This is a genomic window from Sphingomonas beigongshangi, from assembly GCF_016820445.1.
GTDB classification, from domain to species: Bacteria; Pseudomonadota; Alphaproteobacteria; order Sphingomonadales; family Sphingomonadaceae; genus Sphingomonas; species Sphingomonas beigongshangi.
Window position 1 is genome coordinate 345,070 of the sequence record NZ_JADHDT010000003.1, and the last position, 18,344, is coordinate 363,413.

Annotated in this window: 12 protein-coding genes; 8 read left to right on the forward strand and 4 right to left on the reverse strand. The window is 67.3% G+C overall.

The window, feature by feature from the left end:
- Positions 1 to 111: 111 nt before the first annotated feature.
- A complete protein-coding gene (locus tag IQ292_RS07545) occupies positions 112 to 2,955 on the forward strand; it encodes a TonB-dependent receptor (RefSeq protein ID WP_203309678.1) in 2,844 nt (947 codons plus the stop codon).
- Positions 2,956 to 2,969: 14 nt separating this feature from the next.
- Entirely contained in the window at positions 2,970 to 3,971 is a 1,002-nt protein-coding gene (locus tag IQ292_RS07550) for a family 43 glycosylhydrolase (RefSeq protein ID WP_203309732.1), read from the forward strand.
- Positions 3,972 to 4,168: 197 nt separating this feature from the next.
- On the opposite strand, the gene IQ292_RS07555 is transcribed toward IQ292_RS07550, so the two are convergent.
- The 3 genes from IQ292_RS07555 to glpK form a co-directional block, all read right to left on the reverse strand.
- On the reverse strand, positions 4,169 to 5,017 hold the full coding sequence (locus tag IQ292_RS07555) for a metallophosphoesterase family protein (protein ID WP_203309679.1): 849 nt from the start codon (positions 5,015 to 5,017) through the stop codon (positions 4,169 to 4,171).
- On the reverse strand, positions 5,014 to 5,769 hold the full coding sequence (locus IQ292_RS07560; protein ID WP_203309680.1) for a hypothetical protein: 756 nt from the start codon (positions 5,767 to 5,769) through the stop codon (positions 5,014 to 5,016). Before IQ292_RS07560 ends, IQ292_RS07555 begins: the two co-directional genes overlap by 4 nt.
- A 306-nt stretch (positions 5,770 to 6,075) precedes the next feature.
- Positions 6,076 to 7,557 carry a glycerol kinase GlpK gene (glpK, locus tag IQ292_RS07565; protein ID WP_203309681.1) on the reverse strand — a complete coding sequence of 494 codons (1,482 nt, stop codon included), beginning with the start codon at positions 7,555 to 7,557 and terminating at the stop codon, positions 6,076 to 6,078.
- Positions 7,558 to 7,612: 55 nt separating this feature from the next.
- On the opposite strand from glpK, the gene IQ292_RS07570 reads away from it, so the two are divergent.
- The 4 genes from IQ292_RS07570 to IQ292_RS07585 are packed head-to-tail and all read left to right on the forward strand — an operon-like array spanning position 7,613 to position 13,599.
- The gene (locus IQ292_RS07570) at positions 7,613 to 9,148 is read left to right on the forward strand and encodes a glycerol-3-phosphate dehydrogenase (protein ID WP_203309682.1); all 1,536 of its coding nucleotides are present in this window, start codon (positions 7,613 to 7,615) and stop codon (positions 9,146 to 9,148) included.
- The gene (locus IQ292_RS07575) at positions 9,145 to 9,927 is read left to right on the forward strand and encodes a DeoR/GlpR family DNA-binding transcription regulator (RefSeq protein ID WP_203309683.1); all 783 of its coding nucleotides are present in this window, start codon (positions 9,145 to 9,147) and stop codon (positions 9,925 to 9,927) included. The genes IQ292_RS07570 and IQ292_RS07575 overlap by 4 nt, the downstream gene beginning before the upstream one ends.
- A gap of 40 nt (positions 9,928 to 9,967) precedes the next feature.
- Positions 9,968 to 11,221 (forward strand): MFS transporter, encoded by a 1,254-nt coding sequence (locus IQ292_RS07580; RefSeq protein ID WP_203309684.1) that lies wholly within the window; start codon positions 9,968 to 9,970, stop codon positions 11,219 to 11,221.
- Entirely contained in the window at positions 11,218 to 13,599 is a 2,382-nt protein-coding gene (locus IQ292_RS07585) for a glycoside hydrolase family 31 protein (protein WP_203309685.1), read from the forward strand. Before IQ292_RS07580 ends, IQ292_RS07585 begins: the two co-directional genes overlap by 4 nt.
- Positions 13,600 to 13,720: 121 nt before the next feature.
- On the opposite strand, the gene IQ292_RS07590 is transcribed toward IQ292_RS07585, so the two are convergent.
- Positions 13,721 to 14,539 (reverse strand): FadR/GntR family transcriptional regulator, encoded by an 819-nt coding sequence (locus tag IQ292_RS07590; RefSeq protein WP_238940882.1) that lies wholly within the window; start codon positions 14,537 to 14,539, stop codon positions 13,721 to 13,723.
- A 114-nt stretch (positions 14,540 to 14,653) separates the two neighbouring features.
- Here IQ292_RS07590 and IQ292_RS07595 point away from each other — a divergent pair, with 114 nt between their 5' ends.
- On the forward strand, positions 14,654 to 16,957 hold the full coding sequence (locus IQ292_RS07595) for a TonB-dependent receptor (protein ID WP_238940883.1): 2,304 nt from the start codon (positions 14,654 to 14,656) through the stop codon (positions 16,955 to 16,957).
- A 61-nt stretch (positions 16,958 to 17,018) separates the two neighbouring features.
- Positions 17,019 to 18,341, forward strand: a complete 1,323-nt coding sequence (locus IQ292_RS07600) for an alpha/beta hydrolase family protein (protein ID WP_338057604.1) — start codon at positions 17,019 to 17,021, stop codon at positions 18,339 to 18,341.
- Positions 18,342 to 18,344: the final 3 nt, after the last annotated feature.

An 18,344-nucleotide genomic window follows, 5' to 3' on the forward strand; every position in this document is an offset into this window, starting at 1 on the left:
GCGAACTTTATAACTAATCAGACAAATAGCGGTTGGCAGATGCGTCAGGTCGCGTTACGAAACCGCCGCCAGACCTTCGGAACCAACCGACCGGCGGCAATAGGAGGGGATATGAACGCCAAGGGGATGTTGCACGCGTCGGTAGCCATGGTGGCCCTGCTGGGATGCTTGCCCGCGGCCGCACAGACCGACGGCACGCCTGTCGCGCAGACCAAGAGCGGGGCGCAGGATCTGCCCAAGCCGGATGTCGCCTCCGACCAGAGCACGGACCCCGCCGCCGCCGACTCGGTACAGCAGACGCCGACCGATGGCAGCGACATCGTCGTTACCGGCCTGCGCCGCAGCCTCGAGTCGGCGCAGGCGATCAAGCGCACGTCCGACGGCATCGTCGATGCGGTCGTCGCGCAGGATATCGGCAAGCTGCCGGACACCTTCGCCTCGTCGGCCCTGCAGCGTGTCGCTGGCGTCGCCGTGACGCGTGGCGGCGGCGAGTCCGCGGGCGTCACGGTACGCGGCCTCCCCGATCTCACCACGACCTATAACGGCCGCCAGATCTTCACGGCAGAGGGGCGGTTCGTTCAGATCCAGGACTTCCCCGCCGGCACCGTCGCCGCGCTCGAAGTCTACAAATCGGGCACCGCGAACCAGATCGAGGGCGGCATCGCCGGCGAGATCAACGTGCGCGGCCGCAAGCCGTTCGACTTCAACGGCTTCGAACTGTCGGGGTCGCTCAACGGCGTGCTGTCGCAGCAATCGGAACGGATCGTCCCCAACGGCAATCTGCTGATCAGCGACCGCTGGCAGACCGGCATCGGCGAGATGGGGCTGCTGCTCAACGCCTCGTACGTCGGCATCAATTTCATGGACTCGTCGCGCGAGCAATCGGTGGTGATCGCCACCACCGACGCGAACAACGCGCCGGGGCAGCCTGCAGGTCTGCGCTTCCCCGACGCGCAGGGGAATTTCCTGGGCTATGGCGCGCGCTACCGCCCTTCGGCCAATGCCGCGTTCCAGTGGAAGCCGACGCCTGATCTCGAAATCTACGCCGACGGTCTGTACCAGGGCTTCCGCTCGAAAGACTACAACCGCTGGATGTTCATCCCGAACTTCGGCGGGATAACCCTGTCGAACATCACCACCATCCCGGGCACCAACCAGATTTCGTCCGCCACCGTCACCGGAGCCGTGCGCCCCGACGGGTACACGGGCTCGTTCAACGGTGCGACCGACACCTACCAGGGCGGTGCCGGCTTCAACTGGAAGCGTGATCGCCTGACCATTTCCGGCGACGTCGCCTACACGGACAGCACCTATACCGCCGACCTGGTCAACGTCGACTACGCGACCCGCGGCTCGCCGACCCATGTCTCCTATTTCAACCTGCCGAACAGCCTAGACGGCGGTCCGTCGCAGACGTTCGTCAACTATTCGATCGCCGATCCGGCGAACTTCGTCGCCCGCGGTCTCTACCAGGAACTGACCGTGGTCAGCGGCAAGGACTGGCAGTCGCGCGCCGACCTGTCCTATGATTTCGACACCGGCTTCCTTAAGCGGCTGCAGTTCGGCGTCCGCTACGACGATCGCGACGCCAGCCGTGATTTCGGCAACATCTACAACAACGTCGCCGTTCCCGGCACGGCGACGACCGGGCCGGTGTTCTTCGAGGATCGCCAGATCCCGCTGACCTCGCTGCCCGGCGCGGACGTTCGCACCACGCTGCCCGGCTTCACCTATAACAACGGCCAGCCGAACGTCGCCTATGCGGCGATTACCCGCGACAGCATCCGCAACAACCTCGCCGCGCTGCGGGCGTTCTTCCTCGAGCCGGCGGGTACGGTCGCCTTCGATCCGACGCAGCAGTTCCGGGCGAACGAGAAGTCCTATGCCGCCTATGGCCAGCTGAAATACGGCTTCGATCTCGGCGGAATCACGATCGACGGCCTCGCGGGCCTCCGCGTGGTGAAGACGAAGGATCGCATCCTGGCGCAGCAGAACATCGCTGGCGTCGTGTCGCCGAACACCGCGACCAACGAATATACGGACTATCTGCCCAACGGCAGCGCGCGCATCGCATTCAGCGACGGGCTGCAGATGCGGCTGGCCTATACCAAGACGCGTACGCGCCCGAACTTCATCGACCTGCGGCCGAACCTGTCGCTTGGCACGCCGCCGACCTTCCCGGCCGGCAGCCCCTGCCTCGATCCGACCAGCGCAACGTACAACAGCCGCAACTGTGCCCGCGGCGGATCGCAGGGCAATCCCAACCTGCAGCCGCTGGTGTCGAACAACTATGACGCGAGCCTCGAATATTACTTCTCGCGCTCGGGCTTCTTCAGCGCGGCGGTGTTCCGGCACGACGTCAAGGGCTTCCTCGCCACCGTCAACAACGTCTTCCGCGACCCGACCTATGGCCTGATCGCGATCGACCAGCCGGTCAACCTCGGCCGCACCCGCCTGCAGGGCGCGGAGGTGCAGTTCACCAGCTTCCTCGACATCGCCGGGCTGCCCGATTGGGCACGCGGCTTCGGCATCCAGGCGAACGGTACGTACATCGATGCCAAGGGCGACCTGCAGCCCAACTTCGCCGCATCGTACAACAACCAGCAACAGGCGTTCCCGGGCGTATCGAAATGGGCGTACAACATCGTCGCGCTGTACGAGAAGCCGCAATTCTCGGCGCGCCTCGCCTATAACTATCGCTCGCGCTTCGTCTCTTACTATACGTTCGAGACGTTCGACCCGATCGCGCATCCGACGATCGAGGAAGGCCGCGGCCAGCTCGACTTCTCGACGTCGGTCACGCCGGTGCCGAACATCACATTGGCCTTCGACATCGTGAACCTTCTCGGCAACCCGATCCAGCGATCCCGCCAGTACGATACGGGGGACAGCTACCTTCGCCAGGTCCTGTATCTCGAGCGCAGCTACTCGCTCGGTATCCGGTTCCGCTTCTGAACGGGATAGACGTGATGCGCATCAGCCGCCTTGCCCGCCGTCTGCTTCTGATCGGATCGCTCTCGTGTGCCACGATGGCCGCGGCGGACAATCCGCAGTTCCAGGGCGCGGACCCCCATGCGATGATCATCGACGGGGCGATGTGGGTCTTTCCGACCGGCGGGCCGGGCGGCAGCTGGAGCGCCGACCGGTTCGGCGCCTTCTCGTCGCGCGACCTCAGGTCGTGGCGCAGCAGGGGCGTGTTGCTTCGCCGCGACGACATCGGCTGGATCGGCAAGGATGGCGCGCCCGACCACTTCCTGTGGGCGCCGGGCGTCGCGCGGCACAATGGGCGATGGTACCTCTATTATTCGGTGGGACCGCAGAATCCGACGCCCAGCCGCATCGGGGTCGCGGTCGCAACCCGGCCCGGCGGCCCCTATCGCGACAGTGGCAAGCCGCTGGTGACCGGCGGCAACGGGTTCGAGGCTATCGATCCCATGGTCTTTACCGATCCGCGAACGGGCCGCAGCTACCTCTATGCGGGCGGCAGCGCCGGGGCACGACTGCGCGTCTGGCGACTGAAGCCCGACATGGTGACGATCGCGCGCGAGGAGCACGTGGACCAGCCGCCGCAGTTCACCGAGGGCGTGTTCATGCACGAGCGCCGCGGCGTCTATTATCTCTCCTACAGCCACGGCCATTGGAATGGCCCCGACTATTCCGTCCACTATGCCACCGCGCCGTCGCCGCTCGGCCCATGGCGCTATCGGGGCCCCATCCTGCAGAGCGACGCAAGCCATCAGGGACCGGGACACCACAGCTTCGTCCGTACCCCGGATTGCGAATGGCTGATCGTCTACCACCGGTGGGACCAGGCGCCCGGGCCGATGCCGCTGCGTGGCGAGCGGCAGGTCGCGATCGATCGAATCCATTATGCCGCGGACGGCGCCATCCTGCCGGTGCACATGACCGATGGCGCCGCATCCCCGCACGACATCGGCCTTAGCGCACGCTCGCGCGCACGGCGCTGCTGACGACCTTCGCGCCACGGGTCCCCGCCCACGCTCTGCCCCCGCCGGGCGCGGCCGGTCAGCGCGTGTAGAGCGCCCAGGGCCGCTGGCCGGCGACCGGACAAGAGCGTCGAACGTGGTCCGCATGCGTAGGGGATGGCGCGGCGACGGCTTTCATGACACCGACACCCTGGTCACGCCTTTCACGCTGGCCGTGGGTCTCACGACCCCATGCCGTCCTCGGATGGCGCGCGGTTCGCAGCCGCGTCACGATCGGGATCCAGCCGCGCCTGTGCGAACGCGATCTCGGCGCCGTCCAGCCGCACGGCCGTGAGGACGCCGGTCGCATAGACGCCCGTATCGATCCCGATCCGATGGTCGGTGACCTCGGGCAACTCGGACCGCCAGCTATGGCCGTGCACGACGATCTTCTCGAACCGATAATCCCTGCGCAGGAATTCGTCGCGGATCCACAGGCAGTCGTCGTCGCTTTGCCGTGCCAGCGCGACGCCGGGCCTCAAGCCGGCATGGACGAAGACATAGGTGCCACGGATCACCCGCACCGGCAGGCCACGCAGCAGCGCCAGATGCGCCGCCGGCATGGCATCGAGCAGACGATCGCGTAGTTGAAAACAATCGTCCTCCGGCCCCGCTGCCACGCCATAGGAGGCGAGCGTGCCGATCCCGTCGTGCTCCAACCAGGGCAGCGCCCGGTCGGGCCGCTCCAGGAACTGCAGCAACATCGCCTCGTGGTTGCCCCGCAGGAAGGCGACATCGAACGGCGCCTGTCGCTTCATCCATACCAGGGCATCGAGCACCTTCGCCGAGTCCGGCCCGCGATCGACATAATCGCCCATGAAGATGAGCGATGCCGACCGGCCCTCGCCCGTGCGCGCGATGTCGGCGACGATCTCTTCGATCAGCGCGACCAGTTGCGTGTAGCAGCCATGGATATCGCCAATCGCATAGACCACCCTACCGTCGGTAGTCGCCGCTCGGGCCGATGGAGGATGATCGGCGATCCAGGTGATGTCGGCGCGCGGCAGCGCGGACACGGCGGCTCCCGTCATGGCACGGATTCCGTCAGATCGTCGAGCTGATCGGCCAGTTGGTTGTAGCGGCGGATCGCGCCGTCGGGATCGTCGTCCGCCCGGTTGCGCGCCTCGCGCCAGCGTCGCGCGATGACCGTGAGGTCGCGACTGCTCACGCCGCGCACCCGGGCGCGCTCATACGCGCGATACAGGCGGCCATGCGCGTTGAGCACGTCCTGGTAGATGCAGCGGTTCTCCGGACTGTTCGGCGGGCAGCCGGAGTCGCTGGCACGCCCGCCACCGCCGCGGACCCTGTCGGGAACGCGCACCGTCACGATCCGAGTCGCGCGGTCGATCGGCCGCACCGGCTGACGGGCTACGCGCGGCAGATCGGCGGCGGCGGGTGGCGTGCGATCGTCGCGCAGGACGGCCGTTTGGGCATCGTCGGTGCCGCCTGGGTCCATAGCGACGCCGGTATCCGGCAGCGAGGCGGGCGCGACGGCGGTCGGCGCGTCCGTCACACGCGGGCCGGCGGGCGCCGCTTGGTCGATTGCCCGTTTTTGAGGAGCAGTAGGCGCCGCGGAGCGGAGCGCGGCGACCGGCGGCTGCCAGCCTTCGTGGATGGCGGTAAGGCCCAGGGCCGTGCCGGCAGCGACCACCAAAGGCGGCAGGGTCAGCAGCCACCAGCGCGATCGTCGCCGCTCTCGACGGGCGACGGGGTTGGGCGACGGATGGCGGCCCGCCGTCACCCCAGCGAGCGGCTGAAAGATGCGGTCCATGTCCGCCGCCACGGTTTCGGTTCGAACGCTATGCGACATCGCCAATCATCCTCCCCGTAAGCCATTGCCCGCACACATTGTATTGCGGCTGAACACGCTCGCAACGTCTTATCGCGCGCGGCGTGGGACAACGCGCGCGGGCACCGACCGGCTTGGGGGGATAAGGGAGCAGCGTGGTGGCCTGATGTGCGATCCAGCAAAGCTGGATCGGCGCGGTACCGGCCCTCACCCCCACCCGGCCGCCCACGCAGCGTATCCTGGATGGGCGGCCGGGTGGGGGTGAGGGCCGGCGCCGCTTCCACGCACGTGGATCAGGCTCTAGCGGAGCACCCGAGACAGCGCGTCCTGCCAGCCCGCCACCAGGCGCTCGCGGTGATCGGCTTCCATCGCCGACTCGAAGCATGCCTCGCGCGCCCACAGCCGCTCCAATTCGTCGAGTCCGGACCACAGCCCGACCGCGAGGCCTGCGTGAAACGCCGCGCCCCGCGCGGTCGTCTCGAGGTCATCCGGGCGCTCCACGGGCACCTCGAGCAGGTCGGCGAGGAAGCGGCACAGCCAGTCGTTCGCCGCCATGCCGCCGTCGACGCGGAGCATGGCCGGCTTCGTGCCGCCGTCGCTAACCATCGTGGTCACCAGGTCGAGCGTCTGATAGCCGACGGCCTCGAGCGCGGCGCGCGCGAGATGCGCCTGCGTTGCGCCGAGCGTGAGTCCGAAGATCGCGCCCCGCGCCTCCGGCTCCCAGTGCGGCGCCCCGAGCCCGACAAAGGCCGGAACCATGTACACGCCATGACTGTCGGGGACCTGGGTAGCCATGTCATTGGTTTCGCGCGCATGGGTGATGACGCCGATGCCGTCGCGCAACCATTTGATCGCGGCGCCCGCGACGAAGATCGAACCTTCGAGCGCATAGGTGGTGCGGCCGTTCAGCCGATACGCTGGCGTGGTCAGCAGCCGGTGTTCGGACGTGATCGCCGACTCACCGGTGTTGAGCAACAGAAAGCAGCCAGTGCCGTAGGTCGACTTTGCCGTGCCGGGCGCGAAGCAAGCCTGTCCGAACAGCGCCGCCTGCTGGTCGCCGGCTATGCCCGTGATCGGAATGGCGGCGTCGAACAGGCCCGGCGCGGTCCTGCCGAAACAATGGGCATTGTCGTGGACCTCGGGCAGCATCTCGACCGCAATGTCGAACAGCGCGCAGAGCGTCTCGTCCCAGCAGTTTTCGTGGATGTTCCACAGCAACGTCCGCGACGCGTTGGTGACGTCGGTCGCATGCACCGCCCCCCCGGTCAGGCGAAACAGCAGGAAGCTGTCGATCGTCCCGAAGGCAAGCTCGCCGCGCGCCGCGCGCTCGCGCGCGCCGGGGACATGGTCGAGGATCCAGCCTATCTTGGTCGCGGAGAAATACGGATCGAGCAGCAAGCCGGTCCGTGCGCGCACGTCATCCTCGGCGCCCGATGCCTTTAGCTTGGCGCAAACGGATGCGGTGCGGCGATCCTGCCACACGATGGCGTTGTGAAGCGGCTTGCCGCTCTCGCGGTCCCAGACGACCGTGGTCTCGCGCTGATTGGTGATGCCGATCGCGGCGATGTCAGCCGCGGAAAGGCCCGCCTTGTCGATCGCCTCGCGCGCGGTCGCCAACACGTCGCGCCAGATATCCTCGGGGTCATGCTCCACCCACCCTGGCTCGGGATAATGCTGCGCGAACTCGGTTTGCGCGGTGGCGACGCGGCGCGCGGCGGCATCGAACACCACGCTGCGCGTCGAGGTGGTACCCTGATCGATCGCCAGGATGTGCGTTGCCATCGAATACCTCTCCATGTTCGATTTGGTTGTTGATTGTTTTCATTTGCGCGTCAATATGTTCGATATGAGCGCGGAAACGAAGATCGATCTGCTGATCGTCGGAGGCGGGATCAACGGCGCCGGGATCGCACGCGATGCCGCAGGACGGGGGCTGTCGGTGATGCTCGTCGAGCAGGACGATCTCGCCAGCCACACATCTTCCGCGTCCACGAAGCTGATCCACGGCGGTCTGCGCTATCTGGAATATGGCGAGTTCCGGCTGGTGCGCGAGGCGCTGATCGAGCGCGAGCGGCTTTGGGGCATGGCACCGCACATCATCTGGCCGCTGCGCTTCGTGCTGCCACAGACCCAATCGCCGCGTCCGGCCTGGATGGTGCGGCTTGGGCTGTTCCTCTACGACCATCTCGGCGGCCGCAAGCGGCTGCCGGGTACAGAGACGATCGCGCTGGAGCGGTCGGCATGCGGCGCGGGCCTCGCGCCCCGCGCGGGCAAGGCCTTCGTCTATTCGGACTGCTGGGTCGAGGACAGCCGGCTCGTCGTGCTCAACGCGCGCGACGCGTCGGAGCGGGGCGCGATCGTGCGCACGCGAACGCGGCTCGTCAGCGCCCGCAGGGAGGGCGAGCATTGGATCGCCACGATCGAAAGCGGGGACGACGGCGCGGCAGGCCACGGTACATCCGAAGTGCACGCGCGTGTCCTGGTGAACGCCGGCGGCCCATGGGTGGCAGACGTACTGCAGCGCGCCGGCAACAGCCGCAACGACCGTGGTGTGCGGCTGATCAAGGGCAGCCACCTTGTGCTGCCAAGGCTGTACGAGGGCGATCACGCCTTCATGCTGCAGAATCCCGACCGCCGTATCGTCTTCGTGATCCCCTACGAAGGCGAATTCTCGCTGGTCGGCACCACCGACGAGCCATGGACGGGTGCGCCCGGACGGGCGGAAATCAGCGCGGACGAGACGCGCTATCTACTCGACACGGTCAACCGCTATTTCGCGCGCGCGGTAGCGGCGGACGATGTCGTTTGGAGCTATGCCGGCATCCGCCCGCTCTATGACGACAAGGCGGCGAACGCCTCCGCGGTAACGCGCGACTATGTGCTCGATCTCGACGCTCCAGACGGAGCGCCGCCGATGCTGAGCATTTTCGGCGGCAAGATCACGACGTATCGCAAGCTCGCCGAGCATGCGATGGCACAGCTCGCGCGCTTCTTCCCGGCGGCGACGGGTGCCTGGACCGCGGGCGCGACGCTACCCGGCGGCGATTTCCTCGATTTCGACGCCTATCTGGCCGAACTGGCGCAGGCGCGTCCCGCGATTCCCGCCGCCGTGTTACGGCGGCTGGTGCGCGCCTATGGCACGGACGTCGCGACGCTGGTGCCGGCGGGCGCGTCGCTGGCGGATCTGGGCGAAGACCTGGGCGGCGGGCTGACGACGCGCGAAGTCGACCACCTGCGCGCGCGCGAATGGGCCCGGACGGCGGAGGACATTCTCTACCGTCGCAGCAAGCTCGGCCTGCACGTTCCCGCCGGCACGGCCGCGCGGATCGATGCGTATCTCGCGAGCGCGACCGGCACGGGCGCCGCGGCATGATCGCCGAGGGGCTGCCGGAAGCGGTCGCGCGGCGTCACGCGGCGATCCTCGCCGCGGCGCGACGGACGGGGAGCGTCGCGGTCGACACATTGGCGAGCGAGCTGGGCGTCACGCCCCAGACGATCCGGCGCGACCTCAACCTCCTGGCCGAGCGCGCGATGTTGTCGCGCGTCCACGGCGGCGCGGTCATCACCTCCGGCGTCGACAATCTCGATCGCGAGGCGCGCGGCGCCATCGCGACGGAGGCGAAGGCGGCGATCGGCCGCGCCGCGGCCGCGCTCGTGCCCAACGGTGCCAGCCTGTTCATCAACATCGGCACGACGACCGAGGCGATCGCGCGCGCGCTCGTCGATCACCGCAATCTGCTGGTGGTCACGAACAACCTCAACGTCGTCTCGATCCTCGCGGCCCGCCCGACGATCGAAGTAGTCGTGGCCGGCGGCCGCGTCCGGCCGAGCGACGGCGCGGTCGTCGGTGCGCTGGCGATGGATTTCATCGGCGGTTTCAAGGTCGATTACGCGCTGATCGGCGCGTCCGCGATCGATCAGGACGGCACCTTGCTCGATTTCGACATAGACGAGGTGCGCGTCTCGCAACGCATCATCGAACAGGCGCGAACCACGATCTTGGCGGTCGACCGCAGTAAGTTCGGCCGGCCCGCGCCGGTACGCATCGCCGGCCTGGATCGGATCGACCATTTGGTGACCGACAAGCTCGACGATGCCGAGATCGCCGCAGCGTGTGACGCGGCCGGGGTGAAGGTGACACAGACAATATAATTGGCCATACCAATTGGTCGTACGGATCGGGGAGAGGGTGATGCGGCGGATCGTCAATCTGCGCTGGTGGATCGTTGGCCTGATCTGCTTCGGCACCATCGCCAATTACCTGGCGCGCAACTCGCTGGGCGTTCTCGCGCCCCAGCTGAAGACGACGCTGGCAATGACCACCCAGCAGTACAGCTACGTCGTCGGGGCATTCCAGCTTGCGTACACCATCGGCCAGCCGATCGCGGGCGCGATCGTCGACCGCATCGGCCTGCGCGCCGGCTTCGCGCTGTTCGGGCTTGCCTGGTCGCTGACCAACATGCTGCACGCGCTCGCGGCCGGCTGGCTCGGGCTCGCCTTCTTCCGCGGCCTGCTGGGATTCACCGAATCCGCTGCGGTCCCGTCGGGGATAAAGGCGATCGCGGAATGGTTTCCCGCCCGTCAGCGCTCCGTCGCGGTCGGCTGGTTCAACGCCGGCACATCGCTGGGCGCGCTGATCGCGCCGCCCGTGGTCGTAGCAGTGTCGCTCTGGGCGAATTGGCGGATCGCCTTTGTCGTCACCGGGGCGGTCGGGCTGGTCTGGGCCGCGATGTGGTGGCGCTTCTACCGCAGCCCGGCCGCGCACCCGGCGATCACGGCCGAGGAAGCGGCGCTGATCGCCGCCGACCGGCCGCCGCCGATCGAGCCGGCGAGCACGCGCCAGATACTGCGCAGCGGTCGCTTCTGGGCACTGGCCATACCCCGTTTCCTGGCGGAGCCCGCTTGGCAGACGTTCAGCTTCTGGATCCCCCTCTACCTCGCCACCGAACGCGGCATGGACCTGAAACAGATCGCGGTGTTCGCCTGGTTGCCGTTCCTGGCGGCCGATTTCGGCGGCGTGATCGGCGGGTATCTGTCGCCGTTGCTGATGAACCGGGCGAAGCTGTCGCTGGTCGCCTCGCGCGTCGCCGGCGTCACCGCCGGCGCGCTGCTGATGATCGCGCCGGGGTTCATTGGCTGGGTGCAAAGCCCCTTCACCGCGATCGCGCTGTTCAGCATCGGCGGCTTTGCGCACCAGATGATCTCGGTGCTGATCAACACGCTGTCCGCGGACGTCTTCCGGCCCGAGGAGGTCGGCAAGGCGAACGGCTTCATCGGCCAGGCCGGATGGACGGGTGGCCTGATATTCTCGCTGCTGATCGGGCAGCTCGCCGACGTAACCGGCTATGCGCCGCTGTTCGCCGCGCTGTCGCTGTTCGACATCGTGGGCGCGGTCGTGCTGATCGCCTGCCTTCCCATTCTCTCCCGCGCCAAGGAAGCCCGATGAGACGCGCCACGCTCTCCAACCCGCCGGTCTTCGCCGTCTCGGAACGTGCGCCTGGCCGGCTGACGCTCACCGCCGATACCGGCGCGACTGCGCATCTGTTCGTGCTGGAGGAGGATATAGCGCGGCTGCTCCTTATGACCGACGGCACGGTCACCAGTCCGCCGAGCTGGGCGATCGCGCCCGGCGCGGACGATATCGCAGAGCCGGGCCGCGACCGGATGGACGTGAGCGGCTTCGCCTGCCCCGATTTCAGCGTCGTCGAGCATGATGGAATTCTCCGTGTTTCGACGTCGCGGCTGCGCGTGACGATCACGTTGCACGGTCTGCATTGCCGCTGGGACCAGTGCGAGGGCGACACGTGGCGGCTGATGGCGCAGGATCGTCCGACGCAGGCCTATGATTTCGGCTGGTGGGACGGACGCGCGCATCACTATCTCGCACGGCGCCCGGGTGAGCGCTTCTACGGGCTCGGTGACCGGACGGGCGACTGCGACCGCGCCGGCCGCTCGTTCCGGCTGACCAACGTTGATCCGATGGGGTTCGACGCGGAGACCAGCGACCCGCTGTACAAGTCGATCCCATACCTGCTCGTCGCCGATCCCGACGGTCGCTGCCACGGCGAATTCTTCGACAGCAGCGCCGATATCGCACTCGACCTGGGGCGCGAACTCGACAATTATCATGGGCTGTACCGCCATGTCGTGGCGGAACTCGGCGACTTGGACCTGTGGATGATCGCGGGGCCGGACCCGCTGGCGGTGACGCGTCGCTTCACCTGGCTGACCGGCCGCCCGGCGCTGATGCCGCGCTGGTCGCTCGGCTATTCCGGTTCGACGATGACCTACACCGACGCGCCCGACGCGGCCGCGCAGATGGCCGGTTTTCTCGACAAGCTGGACGAGCACGACATCGGCGCGACATCGTTTCACCTGTCGTCGGGCTACACGTCGATCGGCGACAAGCGCTACGTCTTCCACTGGAACCGCGACAAGTTTCCCGACCCGGCCGCGTTCGTCGCCAGCTATGCCGAGGCAGGCGTACGGCTCGTGCCGAATATCAAGCCTGCGCTGCTTCGCAGTCATCCGCGCTATGACGAGGTCGGCGCCGCCGGATTGTTCGTCAACGATGCCGACGGCAATCCGGTCGAAGCGCAATTCTGGGACGAGGTGGGCAGCTACATCGACTTCACCAACCCGGCCGCCGGCGACTGGTGGCGTGCGCAGGTCAAGTCCGCGCTCCTGGACCACGGCATGGTCGCGACCTGGAACGACAACAACGAATATGAATTGTGGGACGCGCGCGCGCGACTGGCGGGCTTTGGCGCGCCACGGCCCGCAGCGGCGATGCGTCCCGTGATGCCCTTGTTGATGACGCGCGCCTCGCGCCGCGCCCAGGTCGAGGCGCGGCCCGATCAGCGACCCTATGTCGTCACCCGCTCGGGCATGGCCGGGCTGCAGCGCTACGCGCAGACGTGGAGCGGCGACAATCGCACCGCGTGGAAGACGCTGCGCTACAATGCCCGTCAGGCGATCGGCCTTGCGCTGTCGGGTGTGTCGAACAGCGGCGATGACGTCGGCGGTTTCTCCGGTCCCGCGCCATCGCTGGAACTGCTCGTGCGATGGGTGCAGGCGGGCGTGCTGATGCCGCGCTTCTCGATCCACAGCTGGAACGACGACCGCACCGTCAACGAGCCATGGATGTATCCGCAGGCGACGCCCGCGATCCGTCGCCTGCTTGCGCTGCGCCAGACGCTCGTGCCCTTCCTGTACGACCTCCTGCTGCGCTACCACCGCGACTATGCGCCGATGGTGCGCCCGACGTGGCTGGACTTTCCCGACGACGTGCAAGCCTGGGCGGAAAGCGACGACCATCTGCTCGGACCCAACCTGCTCGTGCCGCTGGTCGTCGAGGAGGGCGCCGGCGAGCGCGAGGTCCGGCCGCCCGTCGGCGCGGACTGGATCGACGTGTGGACCGGCCGGACGGTCCGCGGCGGAGAAACGGCGCGGTTGGCGGCGCCGCTTTACGGCCCGCCGGTGCTGCTCGCGCGCGTCGGATCGGCGATGCTCGTCGACCTCGCCGCGGGTGGCTGGCGGCCCGAGCCGATGCGACGGGGGATGTGGCTGTTTCCGCCACAAACGGGCGCGTTCGACATGGACGCGTTGGAGGACGAGGGCGACGGGGATCGCGCACCATGGCGGTGGATCGTCGCCGGCGATGCGGACGCCGCGCGCGTGCGCCTGTCCGTCGCCTGCGACGGCACGCCGCAGGACCGCGCCATCACTCTGCTGCTGCCGCGGGGGGACACGCGCGCGATCGAGGTCGAGAACGGTGAGCCCGCCGAGGTCGACGGCCGCCGAGGCGTGATCGTGCGCGTCTAGCGTCTGACCTACGCCCGTAAAGCGGCCCCCACCCCTGCTCCATCCAGGATCCGCGGTGTGGGCGACCTAGTGGGGAGATGAAGGCCGGCGCCGCTCCGATCCAGCCTCGCTGGATCGCACCCTAGATCGCGACACGCCGCGCGAGATCGGAGCGTTTTTCCTCTACCTCCGCGCGGGCGCGTTCGAGTGCGTCGGTCTCGGTGGCGTGGAGCAGCCCCTCGATGACGCGCCCGAGGTGGTCGCGCATGGCGCGGCGCGCCGCCTGCGGATCGCGCTGGCGCAACGCGGCCAGAATATCCTGATGCTCGTCGATCCGCGGTTGCACGCCGACGCTGCGCGCGCGGTCAAGCATGTGCTTGCACAGGGGCGAGCGGTAGCGGGCGTCCCACAATGACTCGACGACGTCGACCACCGCGGAGTTGCGCGTCGCGCGCGCGATCGTGAGATGGAATTCGCGGTCGGCATGTTCGCCGCTCACGCGTTCGCGGTTCTCGCGCTCCATGCTTTCGATGAGCGTTTCGAGCTGCGCCAGCTGCGCGTCATCGATGCTGATGGCGGCCAGCGCCGCTGCCTCGCCTTCGAACAGGCGACGCGCCTCGGTGAGCTCGAACGCGCCAATATCGAGCCCGATCATCGGCACATCGCCGGGCGGCGTATCGCTGACGAAGATGCCCGACCCCTGCCGCGAACGCACGACCCCCAGCACTTCCAGCGCGATCATCGCCTCTCGGATCGTCGGGCGGCTGACCTTGTACTCGTCGGCAAGTTCCCGCTCCGATGGGATGCGCTGCCCGGGCCTGAAATCCCCGCGGCGGATCGACTCGGCAACCGCGCTGGCGACCTGCTGGTACAATTTGCGGCCATCGCCGACCGGCCCGAGCGCTGGAGGAGAGAGGTTCATGATCGCACAGCTACCAGCACCCGCCATGGCCAGCAACATGTGCGTCTGACCTATTGATCGGAATAGCGCTTGCATTTGGCCTGACCAATATGTAGCGATGTCGGCAATGGGTCCGACACGCATCGTACCCGCTCATCAGATGGGAGGGGCCAGATGGGTCTTGCAAACACCGTGTGCCGTTGGGCGCTTGCCGCCGCGATCATGGGCGCCGCGCAGCCGGCTTTCGCACAGAACGCGGAGCAGACGGCGATGCAAACGCCGCAGCGTGACCAGACCACGTCCGATCAGGCCAGGTCAGCCGCGGAGGTCGCCTCCGACCCCGTCAACACCGACGACATCATCGTCACCGCCAACAAGCGGGAAGAGAATATCCAGAAGGTGCCGCTCGCCGTCTCGGTGATCGCACCGGCCCAGCTCGCGAGCGCGGGCGTGCGCAATTTCACCGACATCGGCAAGATCGCACCTTCGCTGGTCGTGCGCCCGGCCGAGCAGCCGCAGAATTCGAACATCTCGCTGCGCGGCGTCGGCACCTTCGCCTTCGGTATCGGCGTGGAGTCGAGCGTTGCGGTGCTGGTCGACGAGGTTCCGTTGGCGTTCCAGGCACGCGCCTTCACCGATCTGCCCGACGTCGAGCGGATCGAAGTGTTGCGCGGCCCGCAGAGCACGCTTTACGGCAAGTCGGCGTCCGCCGGACTGGTCAACCTCATCACGCGCGATCCGACGGACACCTTGCGCGTACGCGCCAATGCACTGGTGACGACCGATCAGGAGCGTGGCGCGAATTTCAGCGTGTCGGGACCGGCCGCCGAGAACCTGGGCTATGTCCTGTCGGCCGCCTACAATTACTGGGACGGCAACGTCCACAACCTCGTCAATGACAAGACCGTCAACGGCCGCGAGTCGATCAACCTGCGCGGCAAATTGCGCTGGACGCCGACGGATAACGCCTCGCTGACGATCTCCGGCAATTACATCAACGGCAACACCGACGTCGGTCGTCCCTTCCTGCGCTTTGGTCCCAACGCACGGCTGCGCGGCATCGCGGCGCTGCCCCCCGCGGTGGTGCTGCCCGGTGTCGTCGTCGGTCCGGACAACCAGGACATCGCCAACAACTACGACTCCCGCACCAAATACCAAGGCGGAGGCGGTTATATCCGGGGCGAGCTCGGCCTGGGATCGATGAACCTCATCTCGATCACATCCTACGACAAGTTCCACCTCTACGATTACCTCGATCACGACGACACCGCGTCGACCGCGCCGCAGGGGGCGAATATCCAGGTCGGACAGTTCAAGTCGCAGCAGATCACGGAGGAACTGCGGCTGCAGTCGCCGAGCGAACTGCCGTTCCGCTACACGCTCGGTGCCTATGCGGCGAGCACGCACTTCGAGCGGCCGTTTTTCCGCGGACCGTCCTTCTCGCTCGCGAATTGGTATGCGACCGCGCGCTCGCGCCAGGTGGCGGGCTTTGCCCAGGCCGACTGGACCGTCGTCGATGGCCTGACCCTGACCGGCGGCGGGCGCGTCCAGAACGAGCGGGTATCCTACAGCTTCCGCGACAATCTCGCGAACACCTTCTACAGCGGCAGCGCCGAGGACACGGCCGCGACCTATCGCCTGAGCGCGCGTTACGACTTCACACCCGACGTCAACGCGTTCTTCACCTACGCCACCGGCTACAAAGGCCAGACCTACGACCTGACGACAGGCTTCAACCAGAACCGCGCCGCCGCCGGTCCGATCCGCCCGGAACGGTCGCGCGACAAGGAACTGGGTATCCGCAGCCAGCTTTTCGACCGGCGGTTGACGCTGAACCTGACGCTGTTCGACACCAGCTACCGCGACCTCCAGGCGCAGACGATCGAGACGCTGGCGGACGGCACGTCCAACTTCCGCCTGACCAACGTCGGACGCCTTCGTACCCGGGGCATCGAGCTCGAAAGCTCGCTGCGGGTGGCGCAAGACCTCAGCCTGAACGGCGCGGTCACCTATCTCGATGCGACCTACACCGACTTCCCCGTCGCGCAATGCTATCCGCTGCAGACCGCGGCGCTGGGATGCACCGGTACTCCGGCGCGCCAGAACCTGACGGGCACGCGCGCCGTCCAGGCACCGGAGTGGAAGTTCAACATCAGCGGCGATTATTCGCCGTCGCTCGGTGGCCACCTGCGCGGGGTTGCACAATTCAACTGGCAATATCAAAGCAGCCTGTTCTTCCAGGCGAGGGATCCGGAGACGTTCCAGCCCGCCTATCACATCGTCAACGTCGGCCTGGGCGTGCGTGACGAGGATCGCCGCTGGGAAGTCGTCGCGTTCGTCAACAACGTGTTCGACAAGCAATATTACGGATCGCTCGTGAACACGGCCGGCAATTTCGGGGGCAATACCGCGACACAGGCCGTACTGCCGCGCGATTTCCGACGCTACGGCGGTCTGCGCGTCGGCCTGAACTTCTGATGATATGGCAGGCGCGTGCCGCCGCGAGGTCGGTCGCGCCTGTCACGAAGGGAATTGATCCGTGAAACGGTGGATCAGGACGGTCGCGGCCGCGTGCCTTGCAATGGCATCGATGGGTGCCGCCGCGGCCGACGTACCGGCACGACCGGGCGTGGACGCGCCCGAGCTTGCCGCATTGGGCTTTTATCCGATCGGCGTCACCGACATGACGCTCGTCCAGCCGGGGCAGCTCTATCCACTGCCCGATGGGTCTGAGCCGGTCGCGGCGGATCGACGGCTGATGGTCAAGATCTGGTATCCGGCGGGCGCGACCGGCACCGGCACGACCTACCATACCGCCCTGCCCGGCGAGCATGGGCAACCGGTCGCGTTCGACGTGCCGGGTTTGGCGACCCGGGGACTGCCGGCCGCAAAGGGCCGTTTCCCGCTCGTCGTGCTCGCGCATGGCGCCAGCAATACGCCCGAGGTGATGTCGTGGCTGGGCGAGAACCTGGCCAGCAAGGGCTATGTCGTCGTCGCACCCGCCTTCGCCGATCCGGCGATTTCGCTGCGCACGCTCGCATCGCTGGCAGGGCCGCTCGCGCGCCGCCCGCTCGATATCGCCTTCGTCGCTGCGGAGGCACAGCGCCTGGCCCGCGCCGGAAAGGGCCCCCTCGCCGCCGCCGACCCCGAACGGACCGCCCTCATCGGCTATTCGATGGGCGGTTATGGCGTGCTCGCCGCGGCGGGCGGGCGGCTTGCACCGCAACTGGCCCCCGCGACACGCGGCGTGTTGACCCCGTTCGTGTCCGGAGGCGCGCGCGCCGGAGAGCTGAAGGTCGCGAATCTCAAGGCTGTGGTCTCCATTTCCCCGCCGCGCGCATTGCGTGATTTGCCGCTGTGGGCGGACGGCGGCATGACCGCGATCACCGCACCGACCCTGTTCATCGTCGGCAGTCAGGATCACGTCGTCGGCTATGATCCCGGCGTGCGTACGCTCTTCAGAGAGACGGCGCATACGCGTCGCTACCTGCTGACGTTTCGCGAGGCCGCGCACAGCATCGCGCTGATCGGTGCGCCTCCCGGCATGACGAACACCTTTTGGGACAAGGATTGGTTCGAGGACGGCGTGTGGCGCAAGGACCGTCTGATCGCCGTCCAGTCGCACTTCATCACCGCATTCCTCGATCGTTATGTGAAGGGCGACGTTGCGAAAGCCGCTTATATCGACGGGCTGACGACGGATTCGGACATGGGTATGTGGGCGGCGGCGCCGGCCGGGCGTTATGCCGGCTACAGTCCCGGCGCACCTGCCTCGACCATCTGGAAGGGGTTTCAGCCGAGCAAGCGCGCCGGCATGTCCTTCGAAGTTCTGTCCCCCGCCAGCGGCCGGGAAAGCGAGTAACCG